Source organism: Rhodococcus sp. 05-339-2, from assembly GCF_002258965.1.
Lineage (GTDB): Bacteria > Actinomycetota > Actinomycetes > Mycobacteriales > Mycobacteriaceae > Rhodococcoides.
In genome coordinates this window covers 125,305-147,743 of sequence record NZ_NOYW01000004.1, presented here as the reverse complement: position 1 = coordinate 147,743, position 22,439 = coordinate 125,305, and the positions used below count along the sequence as shown (strand labels likewise).

The 22,439-nt window shown below is 64.6% G+C and carries 23 protein-coding genes; 12 read left to right on the top strand and 11 right to left on the bottom strand.

The features are described from left to right. Positions 1–3: 3 nt before the first annotated feature. Positions 4–1,446, top strand: coding sequence for a fatty acid desaturase family protein (locus CH273_RS01700; protein WP_032395989.1), 1,443 nt, complete (start codon positions 4–6; stop codon positions 1,444–1,446). A gap of 75 nt (positions 1,447–1,521) precedes the next feature. Here CH273_RS01700 and CH273_RS01695 read toward each other — a convergent pair whose 3' ends face one another. Beyond that, positions 1,522–2,874, bottom strand: coding sequence for an MFS transporter (locus tag CH273_RS01695; protein ID WP_032395988.1), 1,353 nt, complete (start codon positions 2,872–2,874; stop codon positions 1,522–1,524). Between the two features lie 224 nt (positions 2,875–3,098). On the opposite strand from CH273_RS01695, the gene CH273_RS01690 reads away from it, so the two are divergent. Continuing rightward, the gene (locus CH273_RS01690; RefSeq protein ID WP_032395987.1) at positions 3,099–3,920 is read left to right on the top strand and encodes a class I SAM-dependent methyltransferase; all 822 of its coding nucleotides are present in this window, start codon (positions 3,099–3,101) and stop codon (positions 3,918–3,920) included. A 5-nt stretch (positions 3,921–3,925) separates the two neighbouring features. On the opposite strand, the gene CH273_RS01685 is transcribed toward CH273_RS01690, so the two are convergent. Further along, positions 3,926–4,366 carry an SRPBCC family protein gene (locus CH273_RS01685; protein ID WP_032395986.1) on the bottom strand — a complete coding sequence of 147 codons (441 nt, stop codon included), beginning with the start codon at positions 4,364–4,366 and terminating at the stop codon, positions 3,926–3,928. A gap of 28 nt (positions 4,367–4,394) precedes the next feature. Next, the gene (locus tag CH273_RS01680; protein ID WP_032395985.1) at positions 4,395–4,862 is read right to left on the bottom strand and encodes an SRPBCC family protein; all 468 of its coding nucleotides are present in this window, start codon (positions 4,860–4,862) and stop codon (positions 4,395–4,397) included. Positions 4,863–5,053: 191 nt separating this feature from the next. Here CH273_RS01680 and CH273_RS01675 point away from each other — a divergent pair, with 191 nt between their 5' ends. Both CH273_RS01675 and CH273_RS01670 read left to right on the top strand, forming a co-directional pair. Next, on the top strand, positions 5,054–7,234 hold the full coding sequence (locus CH273_RS01675; RefSeq protein WP_032395984.1) for a glutamine synthetase III family protein: 2,181 nt from the start codon (positions 5,054–5,056) through the stop codon (positions 7,232–7,234). Positions 7,235–7,432: 198 nt separating this feature from the next. Further along, positions 7,433–8,506: an alkene reductase gene (locus CH273_RS01670; protein WP_032395983.1), complete on the top strand. Its 1,074-nt coding sequence runs from the start codon at positions 7,433–7,435 to the stop codon at positions 8,504–8,506. A 102-nt stretch (positions 8,507–8,608) separates the two neighbouring features. On the opposite strand, the gene CH273_RS01665 is transcribed toward CH273_RS01670, so the two are convergent. From CH273_RS01665 to CH273_RS01655, 3 genes are read right to left on the bottom strand one after another with little or no spacing between them, the layout of a single operon-like run. Continuing rightward, positions 8,609–10,114 carry a tripartite tricarboxylate transporter permease gene (locus CH273_RS01665; RefSeq protein ID WP_032395982.1) on the bottom strand — a complete coding sequence of 502 codons (1,506 nt, stop codon included), beginning with the start codon at positions 10,112–10,114 and terminating at the stop codon, positions 8,609–8,611. 16 nt (positions 10,115–10,130) lie between these two features. Beyond that, positions 10,131–10,661, bottom strand: a complete 531-nt coding sequence (locus CH273_RS01660) for a tripartite tricarboxylate transporter TctB family protein (RefSeq protein ID WP_032395981.1) — start codon at positions 10,659–10,661, stop codon at positions 10,131–10,133. Further along, positions 10,658–11,647, bottom strand: a complete 990-nt coding sequence (locus CH273_RS01655) for a Bug family tripartite tricarboxylate transporter substrate binding protein (RefSeq protein WP_032395980.1) — start codon at positions 11,645–11,647, stop codon at positions 10,658–10,660. The genes CH273_RS01660 and CH273_RS01655 overlap by 4 nt, the downstream gene beginning before the upstream one ends. An 89-nt stretch (positions 11,648–11,736) precedes the next feature. On the opposite strand from CH273_RS01655, the gene CH273_RS01650 reads away from it, so the two are divergent. The 3 genes from CH273_RS01650 to CH273_RS01640 all read left to right on the top strand — a co-directional run bounded on the left by CH273_RS01650 (position 11,737) and on the right by CH273_RS01640 (position 14,719). Then, positions 11,737–12,168 carry a universal stress protein gene (locus CH273_RS01650; protein WP_230596844.1) on the top strand — a complete coding sequence of 144 codons (432 nt, stop codon included), beginning with the start codon at positions 11,737–11,739 and terminating at the stop codon, positions 12,166–12,168. Positions 12,169–12,299: 131 nt separating this feature from the next. Continuing rightward, positions 12,300–13,703 (top strand): hemolysin family protein, encoded by a 1,404-nt coding sequence (locus CH273_RS01645; protein WP_032395978.1) that lies wholly within the window; start codon positions 12,300–12,302, stop codon positions 13,701–13,703. Next, positions 13,700–14,719, top strand: a complete 1,020-nt coding sequence (locus CH273_RS01640; protein WP_032395977.1) for a hemolysin family protein — start codon at positions 13,700–13,702, stop codon at positions 14,717–14,719. Before CH273_RS01645 ends, CH273_RS01640 begins: the two co-directional genes overlap by 4 nt. A 320-nt stretch (positions 14,720–15,039) precedes the next feature. Here CH273_RS01640 and CH273_RS01635 read toward each other — a convergent pair whose 3' ends face one another. After that, positions 15,040–15,519, bottom strand: a complete 480-nt coding sequence (locus CH273_RS01635; RefSeq protein ID WP_032395976.1) for a DUF6764 family protein — start codon at positions 15,517–15,519, stop codon at positions 15,040–15,042. A gap of 207 nt (positions 15,520–15,726) precedes the next feature. On the opposite strand from CH273_RS01635, the gene CH273_RS01630 reads away from it, so the two are divergent. Further along, the gene (locus tag CH273_RS01630; RefSeq protein WP_052049791.1) at positions 15,727–16,113 is read left to right on the top strand and encodes a VOC family protein; all 387 of its coding nucleotides are present in this window, start codon (positions 15,727–15,729) and stop codon (positions 16,111–16,113) included. Here CH273_RS01630 and CH273_RS01625 read toward each other — a convergent pair. Further along, positions 16,087–16,461, bottom strand: coding sequence for a winged helix-turn-helix transcriptional regulator (locus CH273_RS01625; protein ID WP_032395975.1), 375 nt, complete (start codon positions 16,459–16,461; stop codon positions 16,087–16,089). The two genes, CH273_RS01630 and CH273_RS01625, sit on opposite strands and share 27 nt — an antisense overlap. Positions 16,462–16,574: 113 nt before the next feature. Here CH273_RS01625 and CH273_RS01620 point away from each other — a divergent pair, with 113 nt between their 5' ends. Beyond that, on the top strand, positions 16,575–17,429 hold the full coding sequence (locus CH273_RS01620; protein WP_032395974.1) for an SDR family oxidoreductase: 855 nt from the start codon (positions 16,575–16,577) through the stop codon (positions 17,427–17,429). A gap of 59 nt (positions 17,430–17,488) precedes the next feature. Beyond that, entirely contained in the window at positions 17,489–18,073 is a 585-nt protein-coding gene (locus CH273_RS01615; protein ID WP_032396320.1) for an FKBP-type peptidyl-prolyl cis-trans isomerase, read from the top strand. 70 nt (positions 18,074–18,143) lie between these two features. Here the strand turns inward: CH273_RS01615 and CH273_RS01610 are convergent, their stop codons facing one another. After that, a complete protein-coding gene (locus CH273_RS01610) occupies positions 18,144–18,773 on the bottom strand; it encodes a lipocalin family protein (protein WP_052049652.1) in 630 nt (209 codons plus the stop codon). Beyond that, complete coding sequence (locus CH273_RS01605; RefSeq protein WP_052049789.1) at positions 18,773–20,776, bottom strand: MMPL family transporter; 2,004 nt, start codon at positions 20,774–20,776, stop codon at positions 18,773–18,775. The genes CH273_RS01610 and CH273_RS01605 overlap by 1 nt, the downstream gene beginning before the upstream one ends. Before the next feature lie 208 nt (positions 20,777–20,984). Between CH273_RS01605 and CH273_RS01600 the strand changes: the two genes are divergently transcribed. Together CH273_RS01600 and CH273_RS01595 are read left to right on the top strand one after the other, a co-directional pair. Continuing rightward, positions 20,985–21,464 (top strand): MarR family winged helix-turn-helix transcriptional regulator, encoded by a 480-nt coding sequence (locus tag CH273_RS01600; protein ID WP_032395973.1) that lies wholly within the window; start codon positions 20,985–20,987, stop codon positions 21,462–21,464. A gap of 279 nt (positions 21,465–21,743) precedes the next feature. Further along, positions 21,744–22,082 (top strand): STAS domain-containing protein, encoded by a 339-nt coding sequence (locus tag CH273_RS01595; RefSeq protein ID WP_230596842.1) that lies wholly within the window; start codon positions 21,744–21,746, stop codon positions 22,080–22,082. A 165-nt stretch (positions 22,083–22,247) separates the two neighbouring features. Here the strand turns inward: CH273_RS01595 and CH273_RS01590 are convergent, their stop codons facing one another. After that, entirely contained in the window at positions 22,248–22,436 is a 189-nt protein-coding gene (locus CH273_RS01590) for a hypothetical protein (RefSeq protein WP_032395972.1), read from the bottom strand. Positions 22,437–22,439: the final 3 nt, after the last annotated feature.

Below are 22,439 nucleotides of genomic sequence, written 5' to 3'. Positions count from 1 at the left end.
TTCATGACGATCGACGAAACCACCAGGCGTACCGGCACCAGTGACGAACCGGTGAACCCGTTGGCGCACCTGAGCGACGAGACCATTGCCGAACTGGCCAAGGAGTTCGACGCCATTCACGACGAGGTGTACGCCAGCCTCGGCGACAAGGACCGCAAGTACATCACGTCGGTGATCGCCGCCCAGCGTCAGTTGCTGGTCGCGGGGCGTGTGCTGCTTCTCGGCTCCACCAGCAAGCCGGCCTGGCTCGCCGGAACGACATGCCTCGGGATCGCGAAGATCCTCGAGAACATGGAGATCGGCCACAACGTCATGCACGGCCAGTGGGACTGGATGAACGATCCGGAAATCCATTCGTCCGTGTGGGACTGGGACACCGCCTCCACCGCCAGTTCGTGGAAGCACTCCCACAACTACGTGCACCACACGTACACGAACATTCGCGGCAAGGACAAGGATCTCGGGTACGAGATCATGCGTATCGACCCACGTCAGAAGTGGCACCCTGCGTACCTGGCCCAGCCGTTCTACAACGTTCTGCTGATGGCGTTCTTCGAGTGGGGCGTCGCCCTGCACGATCTCGACATCGAGGCCATCCGTCGTGGCGAGAAGCCGATCAAGGATCTCGTCGAGGACCTCAAGGGCATCGGCGTCAAGGCTCGTAAGCAGTTCGTCAAGGACTACGTGGGCTGGCCGATCATCAGCGCCGGTGCGTTCGCGCTGGCGCAGCTGGCTTCGGGTGGCCGGTTGCCCGAGAGCAAGAGGTCGCGTCTGGCGTCCAAGCTGCGTGGGTCGGCTCGGTTCGGAAAGAACCGCAGGACGGCGTCCTTCCTGGACAGCCGGTTCAGTGGAGTGGAGAGCACGTTCCTGTCCACGTTGGCCGCCAACTTCACCGCCAACATCATTCGCAACGTCTGGTCGAACGCGATCATCTTCTGCGGCCACTTTCCCGACCAGGCCTACACCTTCAGCCAGGAAGAGGTCGAGAACGAGACTCGCGGCGGATGGTACGTCCGTCAGCTGGTCGGTGCCGCCAACATCGACGGCGGACCACTGTTCCACCTGATGAGCGGCAACCTCAGCTACCAGGTGGAACACCACCTCTACCCGGACATGCCCAGCACTCGCTACGCGGACGTCGCGCCGAAGATCAAGGACATCTGCGAGCGCTACGAGCTGCCGTACAACACCGGACCGTTCTTTCAGCAGTGGGGCATGGTCCAGCGGACCATCGCACGGCTGGCGTTCCCGGGCGGCAAGACTCGGCCGAAGCCGGGCCCCTACCGTCCTGAGGAGAGCTGGCGTCGTAAGTTCGCCGAGGGTGCCACCAAGGACAGCGAGGCCGCGAAGACGCGTGGGCGCGTGCCCGCAGGGCACCCGGCTGCCGGGCCCGAGCACAACTCCGGTGGCGTCGACGTTGCGCCACCGCCCCGCGGCGACGACTGAGTTTCGTCCGTAGAGAGCCGACAAGAACCGCGGCCACCCGACTTCCGGGTGGCCGCGGTTCTGCGTTGTGGTGGGTCAGGTCATGTCGACGTCCTTGGTCTCGATCAGCCTCTTGGTGCACACCAGACTCAGTACCGACAACAGGGCCAGCATGACGCCGATGGAGATGCTGCCGAATGCGGCCGTGAGCGGCGCGGCGAGCATCGGCGGAATCGCTCCACCGAGAACTCCGGCGAGGTTGTAGCCCAAACCTGCTCCGGTGTAACGGAATCGAGTCTGGAACAGCTCGGGGAGCAGGGCTCCGGTCGGTCCGTAGGCCACTCCGAAGATGGCCAGCGTGACGCACATGCCGATCACGAACGCTGCCGGTGACCCGGTGTCGAGAACGGGGAACAGTGCGATCGACCAGGGTATCGCGATGATGCACGCTCCCATGATCACCCGCCGACGTCCCACCCGATCGGAGTAGGTGGCAGAGACCGCGATCGCGATTCCGAAGATCACCGCGGCTCCGATTCCGGTGATCAACACGAACGGGCGCTCGAATCCGAGTGTCTTGGTGCCGTAGCTCGTCAGGTACGCGGTTCCCATGTAGAAGAAGGCGAACAATGATGCCAATGCACCTGCAGCAGTGATGATTTCGCGCTTCTGGATGCGCCAGGCGTCGAAGATCGGCAGTTTCGTCGGAGCCGCGTTCGCCGGTGCCTGCTCCTCGACGAGCTTGTTGGCGCGAAAGACCGGGGTCTCCTCGATGGCCAACCGCATGTACAGGCCGATGAGTACCAGAACGGCGCTGAGCAGGAACGGGATTCGCCAACCGTAATTGAGGAACGTCTCGTTGGTATCGCCGAGCAGGAGACCGGTCGCGAGGAATGTCGCGCTGGAGAAGATGAAGGCGGCCGACGGTCCCAGCTGGGGGAACATCGCGTAGAACCCGCGTTTGCCGGGCGGTGCGTATTCGGCCGTGAGCAGGGTCGCGCCGGCCCATTCACCGCCGACCGCGAACCCTTGCCCGAACCTGAGCAGTACCAGGATGATCGGCGCGGCCACGCCGATGGTCTCGGCGCCGGGGAGCAGACCGATCGCGAACGTGGACACACCCATCAGCAGCAGTGTCGAGATCAGGGTCTTCTTGCGGCCGATGCGGTCACCGAAGTGTCCGAACAGCACTGCGCCGACGGGCCTGGCGATGAATGCGACGGCGAACGTCGCGAACGAGGCCACCGTGCCTGCGGTGGAGCCGAGGGCCGGGAAGAAGATCGTCGGGAAGACCAGCGCTGCTGCGGTGCCGTAGATGAAGAAGTCGTAGAACTCGATCGTCGTGCCGATGCCACTGGCGACAGCGACCCGGCGGACACTGGTCTTGGTCTGCACCGCAGGTGGCGTCGATGCGGACACACCCGGGTCGTCGGGTGAGACAGTGGTCATTGTTCCTCCGTTTTGTCGGGTATCGGGTAAATGTGCGATACCGAGTGCGACGAACGGTAGTGACCCGGGTCACCCCACGAATACCCCCGGATGGGGGTGTGGGTGGCGGAGAGTGCGCACGTCCGCCGAGGGTTCGACTCAGGCGCACCTCAGGGTTCGCCGGTACCGTTTCGTCACGGGGGCGGAGAGCCCGTTTCTGCGGTCGGTGAAGCGGAGGTGTTCGTATGTCCATAGACCACAATCGAGACGTGTTCGACAGCGCGCGGGTAGCCGCTGCATACGTGGAGTACGCGGGTCCCACCGATGGGTTTCTCGACCGTGGGGAGGCGGCGGCGCTGGTCGCAGCAGCCGGGGTTGCTCGCGGAAAACCGGTACTGGATGTGGGCGTCGGCAGCGGCCGAACCACGGCGCTGCTGCGACTGCTCAGCGACAACTACGTCGCGATCGACTACGCACCGAACATGATCGCGAGCTTTCGACGGAACTTTCCCGACTTACCGGCGCACGTGGCCGACGCACGTGATCTCGCGGACTTCGCCGACGGCGAGTTCGGCTTGGTTGTGTTCAGCAACAACGGAATCGACACCGTGACACACGATGAACGCCGTCGGATACTGGCAGAATTCCACCGAGTCCTCGGCGAGTCCGGAACTCTGGTCTTCTCCACTCTCAACCGCAACGGACCGTCGTTCGGGGAGAAGCCGTTTCAGCTGAGCAGGCCGACCCAGAAATTCACGTTCTCACTCGAGCGCATCGTGACCGCCGTCGGCAGGCGACTGCTCGATCCCGCCGGAGTCGTTCGTAGCGTTGCCAATTGGTGGTCTGCGCGCAGTCGAGTCGTCGATCGCGGAACGTGGGCCGTCGCTCCGCTCGCTGCGCACGATTTCGCTCCGTTCATGCACTTCACCACGGTGACGGATGTGCGACGACTGGTGACCGACGCCGGATTCACCATCTCCGAGATCTTCGCCGACGACGGTTCGATCGTGGCACCCGACGCTCCGACGAGCTCGGCGGACAACTTCACCGTCGTCGCGCGAAAGTAAGGCTCTCAGCCCAGTCGCTCGAGTGCCTCGGTCATCTTCTCCACCGTATCCGGCGCGACCTTCGCCTCGAACCCTGCCTTCAGAAACGGGCCGGCCACCTTGGCGGCACCGTTGAATTCGATTTTCGCGTGGTAGTCGACTCGGGTCGAGCGCGGTCCTTCGGCGGTCAACGTGATGTCGTCGACGCTCGTGGCCGTCTTGTTCTCACCTTGGAACACGACGTGATCGGGCTCGTCGGTGACCAATGTGTAGGTCAGTTCGGTGGTGATACCGAACAATTTCGAGACGTTGTGCCACTGCGTGCCGACGGCAACCGGACCGTCGGAAATCTGTGTACAACTCTGGGTCCCGGGATCCCACGCTGCCGCATTGGAGAAGTCCCGGAGAAATGCCGCTGCCTTCTCGATCTCCACTGCGGCGGTGAATGTTCTGGTGACGTCGACCATGACGCTCTCTCTTTCTTCTTCGTGTGGATCAGTCTTCGAGGCGGACGCCGAGATGGTCGGCGAGACGGCGCATGGTGTCGACGATCTGATCCTCGGTCACCCGGGGGAAGCCGGCCATCTTCCTGAACTCCTGGTCGGTGACGCGTGACCAGTCGTAGACCTGAGTCAGGGCAGTGCGATCCTCGGAGACCGCGTCGAGCTCCCAGGACCACCGCGTACCGCGAGGCTCCATGCCTCGACGACGAGGAATCCATCCGATGCGCCGGTCCTGCTCGAACACGAACACGGTGTTCTCCATGACGTACTCGCCGAGCTCCGGCTGATACATGTCCATCGCGAAGGTGTCGCCCACGGCCCCCAACGGCATCGGGTCGATCGCCCCACGCAGCATTTCCGAGCCGTCGACCGCGGCCTGGACCTCGGGGTTGACGAGCGCGGTGAACACGGAGGCGGGGGGAGCGTCGATCACGCGCCGAACGGTCAACTCGTCGGTCATGGAACACGCCTTTCAGTTGTTTGTGCTGGCTACGGACTTACCCCCGGCTGCGGGGAAAGAAACTCCGATCGCCGTTTTTGCCTCGCAGTGGACACAGCGACGAAACACGACCGCCACCAATCGTTCGTACAGTCGCCGGGTCGGACTCCGCACAATCCAGGTGCGGAGCAGCACCTTGTCAAGGGGTAGCCATGAGTGGAAATACCGTCCGCCTGCAGGCGATCAAAGACGTCGAGGCGTATGTACCGCCTGCGGTCAGCTTCGTCGGAGACGAGAAGCCGGGCGAGATCTTCGGTGAGAACGTCTTCAGCAAGGTCGTCATGCAGAAGCGTCTGCCCAAATCGGTCTTCAAATCGGTGATGGCAACGATCGACAAAGGCAAGAAGCTCGACCCCATGGTCGCCGACGCTGTCGCGTCGGCGATGAAGGACTGGGCACTCGAGAAAGGCGCGACACACTACGCGCACGTCTTCTACCCGCTCACCGGGTTGACGGCCGAGAAGCACGACAGCTTCTTCGATCCGGTCGGTGACGGCAGCGCACTCGCGGAATTCGCGGGCAAGACCCTGATCCAGGGCGAGCCCGACGCATCGAGCTTCCCCAACGGCGGCCTGCGCAACACGTTCGAGGCGCGCGGATACACCGGCTGGGACGTCACCAGCCCGGCATACGTGCTCGAGAACCCGAACGGCAACACTCTCTGTATCCCGACGGTGTTCGTCTCGATGACCGGTGAAGCCCTCGACCACAAAACGCCGCTGCTGCGCAGCCAGCAGGCGATGGGCGGTCATGCCGAGCGCATCCTGAAGCTCTTCGGCCACGAGAACGTCGAGAACATCGTCTCGTTCTGCGGCCCCGAGCAGGAGTACTTCCTCGTCGACAGGCACTTCTTCCTCGCCCGGCCGGACCTGCTCAATGCGGGCCGCACCCTGTTCGGCTCGAAGCCGCCCAAGGGCCAGGAGTTCGACGATCACTACTTCGGTGCCATCCCCGAGCGGGTGCTCGGCTTCATGATGGACACCGAACGCGAGCTGTTCAAGCTCGGCATCCCGGCCAAGACCAGGCACAACGAGGTCGCACCCGGACAGTTCGAGATCGCCCCGATGTTCGAGCGCGGAAACATCGCGGCCGATCACCAGCAACTGCTGATGACGACGTTCAAGACCATCGCCAAGAAGCACGGCATGGAGTGCCTGTTCCACGAGAAGCCCTTCGAGGGCGTCAACGGCTCCGGCAAGCACGTCAACTTCTCGCTCGGAAACTCCGACCTCGGATCGCTGCTGGTTCCCGGCGACAACCCACACGACAACGCGCAGTTCCTGGTCTTCTGTGCCGCCGTCATCCGCGCGGTACACAAGTACGGCGGTCTGCTGCGCGCGTCGGTGGCGTCGGCGACCAACGATCACCGCCTCGGCGCGAACGAGGCTCCGCCCGCGATCATCTCGATCTTCCTCGGCGATCAGCTCGCCGACGTGTTCGATCAGATCGCCAAGGGCGCGGCCACCTCGTCGAAGGGTAAGGGCACCATGATGATCGGTGCCGACACCCTGCCCGTGCTGCCGACCGATCCCGGTGACCGCAACCGAACCAGCCCGTTCGCCTTCACCGGCAACAGGTTCGAGTTCCGTGCACCCGGTTCGATGCAGACCGTCAACGGCCCCATGGTCACGATCAACACGATCATGGCCGAGGCTCTCGACTACATGGCGACCAACCTCGAGACGGCCGTCGCCGACGGCACCGATTTCGACACCGCGGTGCAGAACCTGTTGACGGAGATCATCACCGAACACGGCGCCGTGGTGTTCAACGGCGACGGCTACTCCGACAACTGGCAGATCGAGGCCGAGGCACGCGGTCTACCGAACCTGCGTACGACGCTCGACGCGTTGCCGGAGCTGATCTCGGATTCGGCCATGGAGCTGTTCGAGAAGTACAAGGTCTTCAACCACCGTGAGATGCACTCGCGCTACGAGGTGGGACTCGAACAGTACGCGTTGACGGTGTTCGTCGAGGCTCGTCTGACCCTCGAGATGGGCCAGACCTCCATCCTGCCCGCAGCGGTGCGATACCAGACCGAGTTGGCGCAGAACGTCAGCGCGCTCAAGGGTGCCGGTGTCGACGATGTGGACATGACTGCGCTGCAAGCAGTGTCGGCTCCACTGTCGGAGCTGCGCGCAGCGTTGACGACGTTGAAGACCGCCCTCGAAGCCGACCCCGGCGGCGAGGCACTCGCCGAGGCGACACACGCGAAGGACGAACTGCTGCCGGCAATGGCCGCCGTTCGATCTGCCGCGGACACCCTCGAGGCAATGGTGGCCGACGATCTCTGGCCGTTGCCGACGTACCAGGAAATGTTGTACATCCTGTAGTGCGCTGCGGGCAGGAGTGGAGCCTGCGGAACGACCGGATAGCGCAGTGGTGTGGATAAATGCCCCGGAGGGCACTTATCCACACCACTGTTGTTTTCGGGGTGAGCAATATCTCGAGTCGGAATAGCTCGATGGATCTTTCGGGTTCGGAGTGAACAGTGGCAAAGACTGTGCACGCACTCGTGAGGAGAGAGATTCATGAAGTTGTTTTCCCCGTTGGCACTCGGTGAGCTGAAGCTCGACAACCGGTTGGTGATGGCCCCGTTGACACGCGTGCGTTCCGGCAAGGACGGTGTGCCGGGCCCGCTGGTGGTCGAGCACTACAAGCAGCGCGCATCGCTGGGGCTGATCGTCAGCGAAGGCACCTACCCGAGCCACGCCGGCCAGGGCTTCCCGGGTCAGCCGGGCCTGGTGACGGACGAGCAGATCGCCGGCTGGCGCAATGTCGCCGACGCGGTCCATGCCGACGGCGGACTGATCGTCGCGCAGGTGATGCACGCAGGTCGGGTGACGCACGAGGCGACGACGGGTGGCCACGAGGTCGTCGGACCCAGTGCCATCGCCATCGAGGGGGACACCCACACCTACGAGGGTAAGAAGCCGTACCCCACCCCGCGTGCGCTGCGCGAAGACGAATTGCCCTCCGTGATCGCAGATTTCGTGCAGGCGTCGAAGAATGCCATCGCCGCCGGAATGGACGGCGTCGAGATTCACGGTGCCAACGGCTACCTGTTGCACGAGTTCCTCTCGCCCGCCTCGAACCAGCGCGACGACGCCTACGGCGGCTCGTCGGAGAACCGGGCGCGCTTCGTGGCCGAGGTCGTCGAAGCAGTGGTCGCTGCTCTCGGAGCGGGCAAGGTCGGGATTCGCATCTCACCCGAGCACAACATCCAGGATGCGCTCGAGACGGACGCCGACGACGTGCGCGCCACCTACCGTGCGTTGGTCGAGCGGCTCGCGCCGCTGGGACTGGCGTACCTCAGTGTGCTGCACAAGGATCCGTCGGGCGATCTCGTCCAGGATCTGCGACAGGCGTTCGGCGGACCGGTGCTCGTCAACAGTGGCTTCGGTGAGATCACCACCCGCGACGAGGCGCTTTCACTCCTCGACAACGGAATCGGCGACGCAGTTGTCGTCGGCCGTCCGGCGATCGCGAACCCCGACCTCGCCTACCGTTGGCGCGAGGATCTGCCGTTGAACGAGCCCGATCCGAGCACCTTCTACACCGATGGTGCCAAGGGCTACACGGATTACCCGGCCCTGCAGCACTGAGAGTGCCTGAGGCAGTGGTGCGGTCGAGTGCCCCTGAGGGCACGCAGGAGTGGAGCCTGCGGAACGACCCGAGAACAGAGCCGCACCACTGCGCGGAGTGCACTAGAAGTCGGCGGTCTTGCGGGCCCTGATCTTGCTGACGATCGAGAACACCACGGCGATGATCATCAGTGCGTAGAGCACGATGGTGATCGCGCTGCCGACCAGGATCGACGGGTCGCCCTCGCTGACGGCCAGAGCGCGTCGGAGTGACTCCTCGGCCAGCGGGCCGAGGATCACCGCGATCAACACCGGTGCCAACGGAATGTCATAGCGGCGCATCATGAATCCGACGATGCCGAGCCCGAGCATGAAGATCAGATCCACGATCGAGGCACTCGATGCGTACACGCCGAGGGCCGCGAACACCGAGATGCCGGCGTAGAGGTAGTTCTTCGGGATCTTGAGCAACTGCGCCCACAACGGTGCGAACGGCAGGTTGAGGATCAACAGGACGATCATCGCCACGAACAGGCTGGCCAGTAGGGCCCAGACGATGTCGCCGCTGCGCTCGAACAACAGCGGTCCGGGCTGCATGCCGTACTGCTGGAAGGCAGCCAACATGATGGCCGCCGTTGCCGACGTCGGAAGACCCAGGGCCAGAAGCGCTCCCATGGCCGTACCGGCCGTGGAGTTGCCGGCTGCCTCGGGTCCCGCGACACCGCGAATGGCACCCTTTCCGAACATCGGCTTCGTGCGCTTGCGATCGAGTCTGCGCTCGGTGCCGTACGCCAGGAAGCTCGGCACTTCGGCACCACCTGCGGGGATCACACCGAACGGCACACCGAATGCCGTGCCGCGCAACCATGCCGGCATCGCATCGCGGAACTCGGCCTTGCTCAGCCAGGGGCGTCCCTGCGACTTGATCAGGCTGCGATCCTCGGGTCGACCGATCTTGGACGCGATGTGGATGACCTCACCGAGTGCGAGCATCGCCACGGTGATGACGACGATGTGAATTCCGTCGAACAGGGCGGGTACCTCGAACGTGAATCGTGAAGCGCCCGAGGGGCCGTCGATGCCGATCACGGCCAGGGTGAGGCCGATCAGCAGTGCGGTCAGGCCTTTGAGGGCCGAGTCCGAGACCACGGCCGAGGTGGCGATGAACGCGAACACCGCGAGGGCCAGGTACTCGGCGGGGCCGAAGTTCGTCGCCAACGACGCGAGGGTGGGAGCGAAGAACACCACCAGGGTGGTGGCGACGATGCCGCCGATGAACGCTCCGATGGCAGAGGTGGCCAAAGCCTGTGGGGCGCGGCCGTTCTTGGCCATCCGGTGCCCCTCGAACGTCCCGGCGATTGCGGTGCTGTTGCCGGGTGTGTTCATCAGGATGCCGGAGATGGAATCGCCGAACAGGCCGCCGAAATACACTCCGGCGAACATGATCAGCGCTGCGGTGGGGTCGAGGGTGAAGGTGACGGGCAGCAGCAGGGCCACCGCCATGGCGGAGCCGAGACCGGGTAGGACGCCGACGGCGGTGCCGAGCAGCGCGCCGACGAACACCCAGACCAGGTTCATCGGGGTCAGCGCGGTGCCGAACCCGTCGATCAGATTGCTCAGTGAATCCATCGTAAGTTCAGCTCCGTCAGAAGATCTGGGCGAGAACGCCGCCGGGGAGGGTCAGGCCGAGGCCCGCGGAGAATGCGATCTGAACCGCGCTCGAGACCAGCAGAGCGACGGCGGCGTCGAACACGTAACGGCGACCGCCCAATCCGATCGAGACACCCCAGAACAACAGCGCGCCGGCGAGAACCCACCCGAGCGGATCGAGCAGTGCGATGAACACCGCCACCGATCCGACGGTGATCGACAGGGTTCGCCAGTTGCTGACGGTGCCGGTGTGCGGCACGCCGTCGCCGTCCACCCCACGGTCGACGACGTCGGGCTTGATCAACAGTTGAAGGGTGACCAGCAGGGCGACGACGAAGCAGCCTCCTGCAACGATGGCCGGAAAGACCTGCGGGCCAGGTGATGTGGCGGTGGGCGGAACCTGCATCGTGACGGTTCCGTAGACCAGGAAGGCTCCGAGTGCGACGAGCAGCGCCGGAACGATCAGTCCACTGCGGCCCGTCCAGAACGATCGGGATGTGTCCGTGTCGGTGGTCGTCGTTGTCATACCAGTCCCAACTCCTCGAGAATTCCGGTGATACGTGTCTGTTCGACGTCGAGGAACTCTCCGAATTCGTCTCCGGTCAGAACCGATTCCTTCCAGCGGTTGCGTTCGACGGCCGTGGCCCACTGTTCGGTCTCGACCATCTCGGAGACGATCTCGACCAGTGTCTGTCGGTCCTCGTCCGAGATGCCGGGAGGGGCAACGATTCCGCGCCAGTTGACGAGGTCGACGTTGTACCCCTGTTCGATGAACGTGTCCACGTCGAATCCCTCGAGGGGCTCGGGCGCGGCGACTGCGAGTGCGCGCACATTGCCCGCCTCGATCTGATCGCGGAAGTCGTTGAACCCACTCACTGCCACGCCGACGGTGTTCGACAGCAGTGACGTGAGTACTTCACCGCCGCCGGAGTAGGCGATGTAATTGATTGCGGCCGGGTCGATGTCGGCTTCCTGTGCCAACTGGCCCGCGACGATGTGGTCGATGCCGCCGAGCGAACCGCCGCCGATCGGAAGTCCTCCGGGGTTCGCCCGCCACGCCTCGATCATGTCTTCGAGATTCTGGATCGGTGAATCCCTCGGCACGACGAACACTTCGAAGTCCTCGGCCAGTTTCGCGATCGGGACGGTGTCGGCCAGAGTGGTCTCGGAGTTGTTGATCGCGATGCCGCCGAGCATGACGGTGCCGGTGATCATGACGGTGGTGGGTTGCCCGCTCAGGTTCTCGAGCTGGCTCAGACCGATGGTGCCGCCTGCACCGGGGACGTTGACGACCTGGGCGTTGTTGACGATGCCGTCGCTGCGCAGTGCCTGCTGCGATTCACGGGCGACGAGATCCCAGCCGCCACCTGCGGCGGCGGGCGCGATCAGCGTCAGTTTCGCTCGTGCGTCCGAGCCGCTGGCGCTGCGAGCGGCATCGATACCTGCCACGGTCACCGCTCCCACCACCACCAATGCGCCGACCGTCCGTAGCAGTGTGGGCGATATCGCCATCAGAGACCTTTCGTGTGGTGTGTCACAGCGTCAGGTTAGATACAGTTTGTCTGATTAGTCCAGTTCACAACTCTCCGAGGTGATCCTCGGTGGATACGACCAACGAGCAACGAACAACGGGAGAGAACGTGTCGGTATCGAGCGCAGTGGCAGTGGCGATGAGCAACACACCGGAGGGGCAGGAAGCGTTGCGTCGCGGTGCCGCCGAGGCCGAACTTCGTCAGGCTCCGTTGATCGTATTGTCCGTGGTGGACCGGGATTCGGTGTCCGCGGACGACCGCAACTCCGCGCAGGCCGAGGTCGAACGGACTCTGCCCGGTATCGCGACCATGGTTCGAGTGGAACCCGACGGCGGAGACCCGGCCGGTGCTCTGGTCGACCTCGTCGCGGACGTCGGTGCGGGAATGGTCGTCATCGGTTCCAAGCGTCGATCCGCGGTCGGCAAGTTCTTGATGGGCAGCACCGTGCAGAGAGTGCTGCTCGACTGCCCGGTGCCCGTTCTCGTCGTCAAGGCACCGTGACCACGACGTCGCACGGTAGTATCGGACAAAACTCTCACCACACGACCCTGAGGAATCATGGACAGCGATAAACCCGGGCCGGACACGGCTCCCCGCACTACGGCTACTACGTGCGAGGCGGTGTCCGGCGAATGAGCGTAGTGCTCACTCTCTTGCTCGGCCTGCTCGTCGTTTTTCTCATCACCGTCGCGACCGGCTACTTCGTAGCCCAGGAATTCGCGTACATGACCGTCGACCGCTCCCGGCTCAAGGCTCGCGCCGAGGCCGGTGACGCCGTCGCGGCTCGGACGTTGACGGTCACCAAACGCACCTCCTTCATGCTGTCCGGTGCGCAGTTGGGCATCACGGTCACCGGCCTGCTCGTCGGCTACGTGGCCGAACCGCTGATCGGGCAGTCGTTCGGCGCGATACTGGGCGGCGTCGGGGTTCCGACGGCCGTCGGTGTCGGACTCGGTGCCGTACTGGCGATCACGTTCGCGACATTCGTGCAGATGCTCTTCGGTGAACTGTTTCCGAAGAACTTCGCCATCGCGCGTCCCGAGCCGGTGGCCCGCTGGCTGTCGCTCTCGACCACCATCTACCTCAAACTCTTCGGCTGGTTGATCACCATCTTCGACCAGTCGTCGAACCTGCTGCTCAAAGCGCTCAAGATCGAGCCGGTGCACGACGTGGAGCATTCGGCCAGCCTGCGCGACCTCGAGCACATCGTCTCGGACTCACGCGAGACAGGCGATCTGCCCGACGAACTGTCGACACTGCTCGACCGTATCCTCGACTTCCCAACTCGCACAGTCGAACACGCGATGATCCCGCGTTCGCGCTCGGCCACGGTCCGAGACACCGACACCCTTGCCGAGGTCGCGGCTCTGATGGGCCAGGAGCATTCTCGATATCCGGTGCTCGACGAGGACGACGGCATCGTCGGCGTCGTCCATCTCGCGGACGTCCTGTCCGCGACGGTGCCGGAGTCCACCCCGATCTCCGAGCTCACGCGGGACGCGCTGATCCTCCCGGAGATTCAGAGCCTGCCCGACGCGATGCGCGAGTTGCGCTCGACGAAGAACCAATTGGCCTGTGTGATCGACGAATACGGCGGTCTGACCGGTGTCATCACGATCGAGGACCTGGCCGAGGAACTGGTCGGCGAGATCACCGACGAGCACGACGACGACCTGTCCGATCCGAGCCCGGTCAGTGCCGACGACGGCAGCTGGACAATGGCCGGTGAGGTACACGTCGACGAGGTCGAGCGAGCGATCGGCATCGATCTTCCCGAGGGCGATTACGAGACCATCGCCGGTTTCGCCATCGCGCACAACGGATCTCTCCCCGACGTCGGGGAACGGATCGAAGTGGACCTACCACCGGACAACGCCGATCTGGCGAACGACGAGGAGAGTCCCGTTCGCTTCGTGATCCTGGAGATCGAAGAGATCGACAGCCACGTCCCGTCCCTGCTGACCCTGACGCTCGGCGAGCGTGACCCCGAGCACGACGACGAGTCGGCCGAGACGAAGGAAAGTGTGCACCGATGAGCAACATCTGGGTCTTCCTGGCCGTCACGATCGGCCTCATCGCTGCCAGTGCCTTCTTCGTCGCCGTCGAGTTCGCGCTGTTGGCCGCCAAGCGGCACCGGCTCGAGGACGCCGCTCCCAATTCACGCTCTGCGCGGGCAGCTCTGCGCAGCTCGTCCGAGCTGACAGTCCTGCTCGCCGGCTCCCAGCTGGGTATCACCGTCTGCACCCTCGGTCTCGGTGCGACGACCAAACCGGCCGTGCACTACTGGCTCACGCCGTTGTTCGAGAGCGGCGGCCTGCCGTACTGGTTCGCCGACGTTCTCGGCTTCGTACTCGCGCTGATCGTCGTCACCTTCCTGCACCTGGTGGTCGGAGAGATGGCTCCGAAGTCCTGGGCCATCGCCCATCCGGAGAAGTCCGCGACGATGCTCGCAATCCCGATGCGCGGCTTCATGTTTCTCACCCGTCCGGTGCTGACGGCGCTGAACAACATGGCCAACTGGTGCCTGCGGCGGGTCGGCGTCGAGCCGGCCGACACCGTGGGCACGGGCCAGAACGCGGACGATCTGCGTCAGCTGGTGGAGCATTCGGTGAATGTCGGTGCTCTCGATGCCAGCTACCAGGCGCAGATCTCGAGTGCGCTCGAACTGCAGGAGCTGACGGTCGGTGACCTGGTGCGCGAGTTCGGCAAGCCCACGTCGGTACCGTCGACGGCGACCATCGACGACGTGCGTGAGGCCTCGCGTCGCTCGGGGCATCTGCGGATCCTGGTCAGCGACGCGGATGTGGTCAAGGGAGTGGTGCACGTCCGCGACACGTTGACCGCACCGCAGACCCTCGCCGAGATCACGCGTCCGGCGTACACGCTGGAGTCGACGACCCCGGTGTACGTTGCGCTGCAGTCGATGCGGGAGACCAGGCACCACCTGGCGCTGGTGGTCGACGGTTCTGCTGCCGCTGACGATCCGGCGCGCAGCGTCGGCGTCGTGACACTGTCCGATGTGCTGACGCGGCTGTTGCCCCAACCCGTCTGATTCGATTCCGCCTTCGAACGAGGCATCCCCGCCCGGCCTGCGTGGCCGAGCGGGGATGCTTTGTCGTATCGGGTCGTAGATCTCAGACCGGGGCGACAACCAGCAGGTGTGCCCAGTACGACGCGACGTCGTGGCCGAGTTGGGGGAGCAGAACGTCGTAGAGCAGGTAGGACATCATTGCCGTCGAACTCCTTGTTCAGCGGGTCGTTGCCGACTCGCATTCCGAGACTGTGGGTGACCGAGACTGTGGGTCATTCAGACTCTAGATCACGCGGCCGTCGGTGACATCCATATCGCGCACTCGCCCCCCGTGGCGCACGTCAGCCGATGCAGCCCTGCAGGGTGGTGAAGCTGCCCGCGATTCCGGCACCGTCGCACACCGCGCCGGTCGGGGTGAGGGTGACGGTGGAGCCCGGTGCTGCCACAGCGATGGAGAGCCCGAGGCCGGCTGCCGTGTTCTGTGCCACGGCACCGGGGCCGAATGCGATCGCTGCAGGCGCACCACCGAAACTGCCGTTGCTGACTGCGGTTCCACCGTTCAGTCCGAGTGCAAGGGCTGCGGCATTGTTCATTGCTTCGGCCGAACCCCACCCCTCGAGGCCGAGGCCGGCCGCCGCACTCGCGACGTCTGCGGAGCTGTCGCACTGCGATCCTCCGAGGATCGCAGCGATATCCGCCCCTCCCGGGGCGGTGGTGCAGGCGACCGGCGCTGCTGATGCGGTGCCGGGTACCAGTGCCGCGAACGCGCAGGCGAATCCGAATGCTGCGGCTCCGCCGACAATCCTCTTGGTGTGGAACATGGTGAATGCCTCCCGAGATCGGTGCGTCGGCACCGGTGTGCCGAGCGTGACGGTCGCTGGGCCGTGTTACTGGGGACCCGACTCCCTGACATCGAGTCTCGACCCGCCCGGGCGCAGCGGGGGTTCGGCAATATCTCGAAAACATCTCGTTAGAATAACGCTGAGGTAACAGTGTTGAGGAGTGTGGTCGGTCCCTACGATTGCTTGATGATCGGACGTATCGATGAGGTCGTTTTCGACTGCTCGGATCCGGCGTTGCTCGCGCAATTCTGGGCCGGCGTGCTCGGTGGGAAACCCGCAGTACGCGACGACCGCTGGCATTACGTCGACGTTCCCGGCTTCACCCGGCTGGCGTTTCAGCGGGTCCCGGAGGGCAAGTCGGTCAAAAATCGACTCCATCTCGACGTCGACGTGCCGAGCATCGACGTTGCTGTCGAGCAGGCTATTGCGATGGGTGCGTCGGTGTTCGGCGACCGGCACTCCGACAAGGCGGGATCCTTTCAGGTGCTCCTCGACCCCGAGGGCAACGAGTGGTGCCTGGGACGCCACCCGGGTGAGCTCGGTCGATCAGCGAGTGTCGTGTTCGGCGCGTGATTCGAGGACGGTGGGCATGTTGCCCTCGATGAGTTCGATCAGATCGCTCAATCGGGTACCGACTTCGCGTCCCAGCGGGGTGAGGCTGTACTCCACCTTGGGCGGAATGGTCCCCTGCACGGTGCGAATCACGAGACCATCCCGTTCCAGGGTCTGCAGAGTTTGCGAGAGCATGCGTTCGCTGACGCCGTCGACGCGTCGGCGCAACGCATTGAACCGGTAATCACCCTCGGTGAGCGCCGCGAGCGCGAGCACGCCCCACCTGCTGGTGGCGTTCTGCAACGTCTGCCTCGACGCACAGTCCCGCGCGAAGACGGACGCTTCGAGTGATTCGGTGGCCTCGGACATACCTCCATGCTAGCGCATGCGAAAGGCATAGTGATGACCATGGGGGTTGCACTGCACGAAAAGTAAGTGCATAGTGGGTGAGTACTTGAAACCTCAACCTCAGGAGCTCGATCATGACCACAGCGGTAACCGGAGCAACGGGCAACCTCGGCGGCCTCGTCGTCGACGCACTCATCGAGCGTGGCGTTGCACCCGCCGAGATCGTGGCGGTGGTCCGAAACGCAGACAAGGCTTCGCCACTGGCCGAACGCGGCGTCGTGGTTCGGGTTGCCGACTACTCCGATTCGGCCGCGATGACGGCAGCTCTCGCAGGCGTCGACAAGCTGCTGCTCGTCTCGGGTTCGGAGGTAGGTCAGCGAATTGCACAGCACACCAACGTGATCGAGGCAGCCGAGACAGCCGGAGTCGGCCTCATCGCCTACACGAGCCTGCTGGCCGCCGATACATCCGGAGTGAGCCTCGCGCCCGAGCACAAGGCCACCGAGGAACGCCTCGCCGCGTCCGGCATTCCCGCGGTTTTCCTGCGCAACGGCTGGTACTGGGAGAACTACCTCGGCTCGCTCGCGCAGACCATCGAGGGCGGAGTGCTCCTCGGCGCGGCAGGAAACGGCAAGCTGGCCGCCGCGTCCCGCGTCGACTTCGCGCACGCGGCCGCCGCCGTGCTGACGCTCGACGATCAGGGCGGAAAGATCTACGAGCTCGGTGGCGACGAACGCCTCACCTACGCCGAGCTCGCGGCCGTCATCGGCGAGATCTCCGGCAAGTCGATCGCCTACAAGGACGTTTCCGAGTCCGAGTACGCCGCGATTCTCCAGGGCGCAGGACTGCCCGACTTCGTGGCAACCATGTTGGCCAGCGCAGATGCGGGAATCGCGCGCGGCGAGCTCGACACCGACTCCGGCGATCTGCAGGCCCTGATCGGTCGAGCATCCACTCCGGCCGCAGAAGTACTCCGCGCCGCAGTGTGACGGGCATCGGGGGCGGTACTTGTAGCGTGGGCGCGGTGAATCACTCCTACACGCGCACCATGTTCCTGGCCGCCTCCGTCTCGCTCGTCCTGCTGACGGGTGCGTGCAGCTCGGACTCCGACGCCTCGTCCTCGGCGACGTCCGCGTCCTCGGCTTCGTCCGCCGCCGGTGCCCCGGCCGCCGCGAGCACCTGCCCCACAGCGGCACCCGACGCCGCGGCCACCCCCGACTGGACCCTCGACGGGGACTCGGGCAGCATCGCCGTCGTCGGATCCACCGACACCGCCGCGCCCGCGGTCACCGTCGACACCCCGTTCAGCGTCGCCGAAACCCAGGTCGAAACGTTGGCAGCGGGGGACGGGCCGGTCATCGCGTCCGACGCCGAGGTCTCGGTCTGCTACGTGGGCGTCAACGGACGTACCGGAGAGACGTTCGACAGCAGCTTCGAGCGGGGTGCACCGATCGAATTTCCACTGGACGGAGTCGTCGCCGGCTTCCAGAAGGCCATCGCCGGACAGACCGTCGGCTCGACCGTCGCCGTGGCGGTCACCTCGGCCGATGGATACGCGACCGGCAATCCGGCAGCCGGAATCGAGCCGGGCGACAGCTTGATCTTCGCGATCTCGATCCTGTCCGCGAGCTGAGTGCCTCCGGCAGTGGTGCGGTTGTGCGCCCTCCACGGCACACAACCGCACCACTGCGGCTCCGCCGCACTTACACCGTCGAGAGCTGCTGAATGGTCGTCGCGCCACCCGGGGTGGGTGTCGTGGTGATGAAGTTCGAGTCGTAACCCAGCGATTCGACGACGCCGCGGATCTCACGGAACTGCTCGACGCTGACGTCGGGCGTGCGCTTGAGCACGAATCCGGACGTGCGGTTGGGGCTTCCGACGAACGCCCACGAGTAGTCGTCGGCAATGTAGGCGACGATGTAGTTGGTCGGACCGTCGAGGCTCTCCTGGGTGGGCACCCCCGGGAAGCTCACATGCAGTTGGGCATTGGTGACGGTGTCGTTGACCCTGGCGTTTCCGACGATGCGGTTCTCGCCGCCGGTCCAGGTGGTGCAGGTGTTCTCGACGCGAATGTTGGTTTCGTCGATCATCTGGTAGTTCGCCTGGGTGTCACGAGCGCAGATCAGGTTGAACGGCTGTGGCACCGCGGCAACCTGGTTCCAGGTGCCCAGGTAGCGATCGACATCGAGTGACGGGATCGGAGCCAGCGGCTCCAGGCCGACCGATCCCAGTGGACCGACCGGCTGCGCCTGAGCCGGGGCCGCGGTCAGCAGTGCGCCTGCGGCCAATACTCCGGCAATTGCGGTGCGTCCGAGTGCGGTACGGATGTTCATCAATTCGCTCCTTGTGTTGCGGTTGTGGTTACGGTCTCGCTGGAATCGATTCTGTTCGGCCACCAGATTTTCGGGCCGATGAGGGTGAACAGGGCGGGAATCACGACGGTGCGCACCACGAAGGTATCGAGCAGAATGCCGAGTCCGACGATGATGCCGAGTTGGGTCAGGGTGATCAGGGGCAGGACGCCGAGCACGCAGAAGACTGCTGCCAGAACGATTCCCGCGCTCGTGATGACACCGCCGGTGGCCGAGACGGCGCGCACGATGGCCGATCCGGTGCCGTGCCGAGGCGTCTCCTCGCGGGTGCGAGTGACCAGGAAGATGGTGTAGTCCACACCGAGCGCGACCAGGAACAGGAACGCGAACAGCGGGGTGTTGTCGTCGAGGGCGGGGAAGCCGAAGACGTGCAGGCTCACCCAGCTGCCGATTCCGATCGCTGCTACTGCACTCAATACCGTTGTGGCAACCAGGATCACGGGTGCGACGAGGGCACGCAGCAGTACCAGGAGCACGGCGAGCACGACCGCGAGGATCGCGGGGATGACCACGAGGCGATCGCGGGCGGCTGCGTCGGATGTGTCGAGTGCCTTGGCGTCGCTGCCGCCGACCTGTGCGCGGTCCACGCCAGCGAGTGCGGCGCGCAGGTCCTGTACCACGGCGAACGACTCGTCCGATGCGGGGGCCGCATCGGTGACGACCGAGAGGCGGGTGAGTCCGGTGTCGGAATCCGCGACGCGATCGACCGACACGACACCGTCGATGCCCTGGGCGGTGCCGATGACTGCGTCGATGTCTGCGGTGGGAGCCAGGACCGTCATCGGATCGGCGGATCCGGCCGGAAAGTGTTGCGAGAGAGTGTCGAAGCCTTCGACGGACTCGGCGGTGACACGGAACTGCTCGGTCTGCGAGAGTCCGATCTGCGTTCCGAACAAGGCCGCGCAGCAGGCCAGCAGCGCGACGATGGTCACCGAGGCCGTCGCCACGGGGCGTCGGGCAACATCTGCCGCGATCGAGTGCCAGACGCCCTCCGTGGTGGTGTCACGGTCGGACTCCTTGGGGACGAAGGGCCAGAACAGCTTCGGGCCACACAGTGCCAGCAGGGGCGGCAGTACGAACAGTACGAACACCGCTGCCACGACGAGGCCTGCGGCGGCCAGGGCGCCCAGGCTGCGGGTGCTGGGCAATATTGCCAGGAGCAAGGTCAGCAGCGCCAGGACGACGGTGGCGTTGCTGGCGAGGATGGCGGGCCCGGCCTGGCGAACGGCGTGGCGCAGGGCGAGGCGATGATCGGGCTCGCGCCGCAGTTCCTCGCGGTACCGAGAGATCAACAGCAGCGCATAGTTGGTGCCGGCACCGAAGACCAGCACGCTGGTGATTCCCGACGTGGACCCGTCGAAGGACAGACCGGTGACCTCGGCCAGCGCGGTGCCGACGGTAGTGGCGAATCGGTCTGCGAAACCGATGACGGCCAACGGCACCAACCACAGGATGGGCGATCGGTAGGTGACGATGAGCAGGACGGCCACCACGAGCGCGGTGACGGCGAGAAGGGTGAAGTTGGCACCGGAGAACGAGTTCGCGATGTCGGCTCCGAAGGCCGGTCCGCCGGTGACCTGAGCGGTCAGATCGGGCGACAGGCCCTCGGTTGCTGCGGACCGCAGTTCGGTGATCAGTTCGTTGAGGGTGAAGCCCGACAACTCGGAATCGACCTGAACCAGCGCAATCGCAGCTTTGCCGTCGGGTGCGACGATCGGGGGCGGGCCGGGCTCGTCCGGTACCGAGCGATCCACGGCGATCAACCGGCTCTGCGCGGCAGCTGCGTCCTCGATGTCGGCCGGTGTGAGGTCACCGCCATCGGCGCGGCTCAGAACCAGAATGACGGGTGCGGTGTCGGAGTCGGGGAACTGGGAGAGGAGCTCGTCCACCTGGTAGGACTCGGCCGACGTCGGCAACGAGTTCGGTGACTGGCCGGCGGAGTCGTTGCTGCCGACCAGACCCATCACGGCGACGGACAGAACGAGGACGGCGAGCGCGATCGCCCACGATCCACGGTGCGTCACGACTGCGGCGACGCGGTCCCAGGCTGCGGTGTTCTCGGTTCGAGTGCTGTCCACGTGACAAACAATCTCATTTACTTAGATATTAAGCAACTGAATCTCTTGTGGGCAGTAGTCTGACCATGACCACAGCGAAGGAGTTACCACCGACATGGCCGACCGAAACCAGCTCGAATCCGCGATCTCCGCGGATCTCCGAGCGCTGTCGTCGGTCTCGGAACAGATCGGCCAAGTGTTCGGTGCTCTGCACAGCCTGCGGCCCAACGACTTCCGCGCGCTGCTCCACGTCATGGTTGCCGATGTCGAGGGTGCGCCGCTGACGGCGGGGGAACTGGGCACGATGTTGGGGCTGTCGTCGGCGGCGATGACCTACCTCGTCGAACGCATGATCACCTCCGGGCACATCCGCCGCGAATCCGACGCATCCGATCGACGCAAGGTCATTCTGCGATACGACGAGCACGGAATGGAGGTTGCACGCGGGTTCTTCGGCCCCCTCGGCAGGCGCACGAGCGCCGCGTTGGCGGACCTTCCCGACGCCGATCTCGCCGCCGCGCATCGGGTGTTCGAAGCGCTCATCGGAGCCATGCGAGTACACCACGCCGACCTGGGAGACAGCCGCCGGTCGTAGCGAATGTTCCTGGTCCGATGTTCGAACCGCTGGTGGACGGCCTGCGCAGAATCGATGCTGGACTCCGAGCGTGCGAGTGCCGTAGGGTTGGCGCTGGTTGAGCTAACAGCCGGTCACGGGGAAACGCAGCGAAGTCGGCGTCCGGGTCAGGCTCTATTCTGCTCCCGCTGCATCGATCGGTTTCCCCCTCAGTTCGACCGATCGATGGGATCTGCCATGAGTGTTGAATCTTCAGGCAACAAAGTTCGAACCACCCCGGTGACTGTCGCGGAGAAGTCCGTGTCCGTCGCAGCGACCGGAGCAATCTTCACCGCGCACGACGGCCCCGACGGTTCACTCGTCGTCGCCGTCCACGGCGACATCGACATGCGCAGCGCGCCGATGTTCTCCGATTTCGTCTGCAGCCGCATGTCCAGCAAAAGGCATGTCACTCTCGATCTGTCCGATGTCGAATTCTTCGGCATCGCAGGTCTCACAGTCTTCGATGCAGTCCGTGAGTACACGGTAGGCATCGGCGCATCATGGTCGATCGTCGCAGGACGCTCGGTCTCACGTCTGATCCAGGTCGCCGACCTCGAGTCCACGATTCCGACGGCTCGTCCCTCGAACGACCGGTAGTACTCCGGCGATCACCGCCGCGACAAGAGGTGGGCAGCTCCGATTCAGGGGCTGCCCACTGTTCGTTCGGCCCGATCGCACCACTCCGATTCACAGATCGGACGACCCCGATCTACGGTGTGACCGAAGTTCGGGATCGTCCGAAACTGTTGCAGCACAGGCGAACTAGTCTTTGGTTCCTTCGGAGTCGCTGAAGAACGCCCACTCGCCGTCGTGCTCGACCTCGAGCCGCCACCCCAACTCCTCGTTGTCGGCGCGGCTGTCCTTGAACCAGGCGTGCGCGTCCTCGGAACTGGTGATGTCCTTGGTCTCGACGACGGTTCCGTGCGGATCGATAACTCTGTAATTTGCCATGCA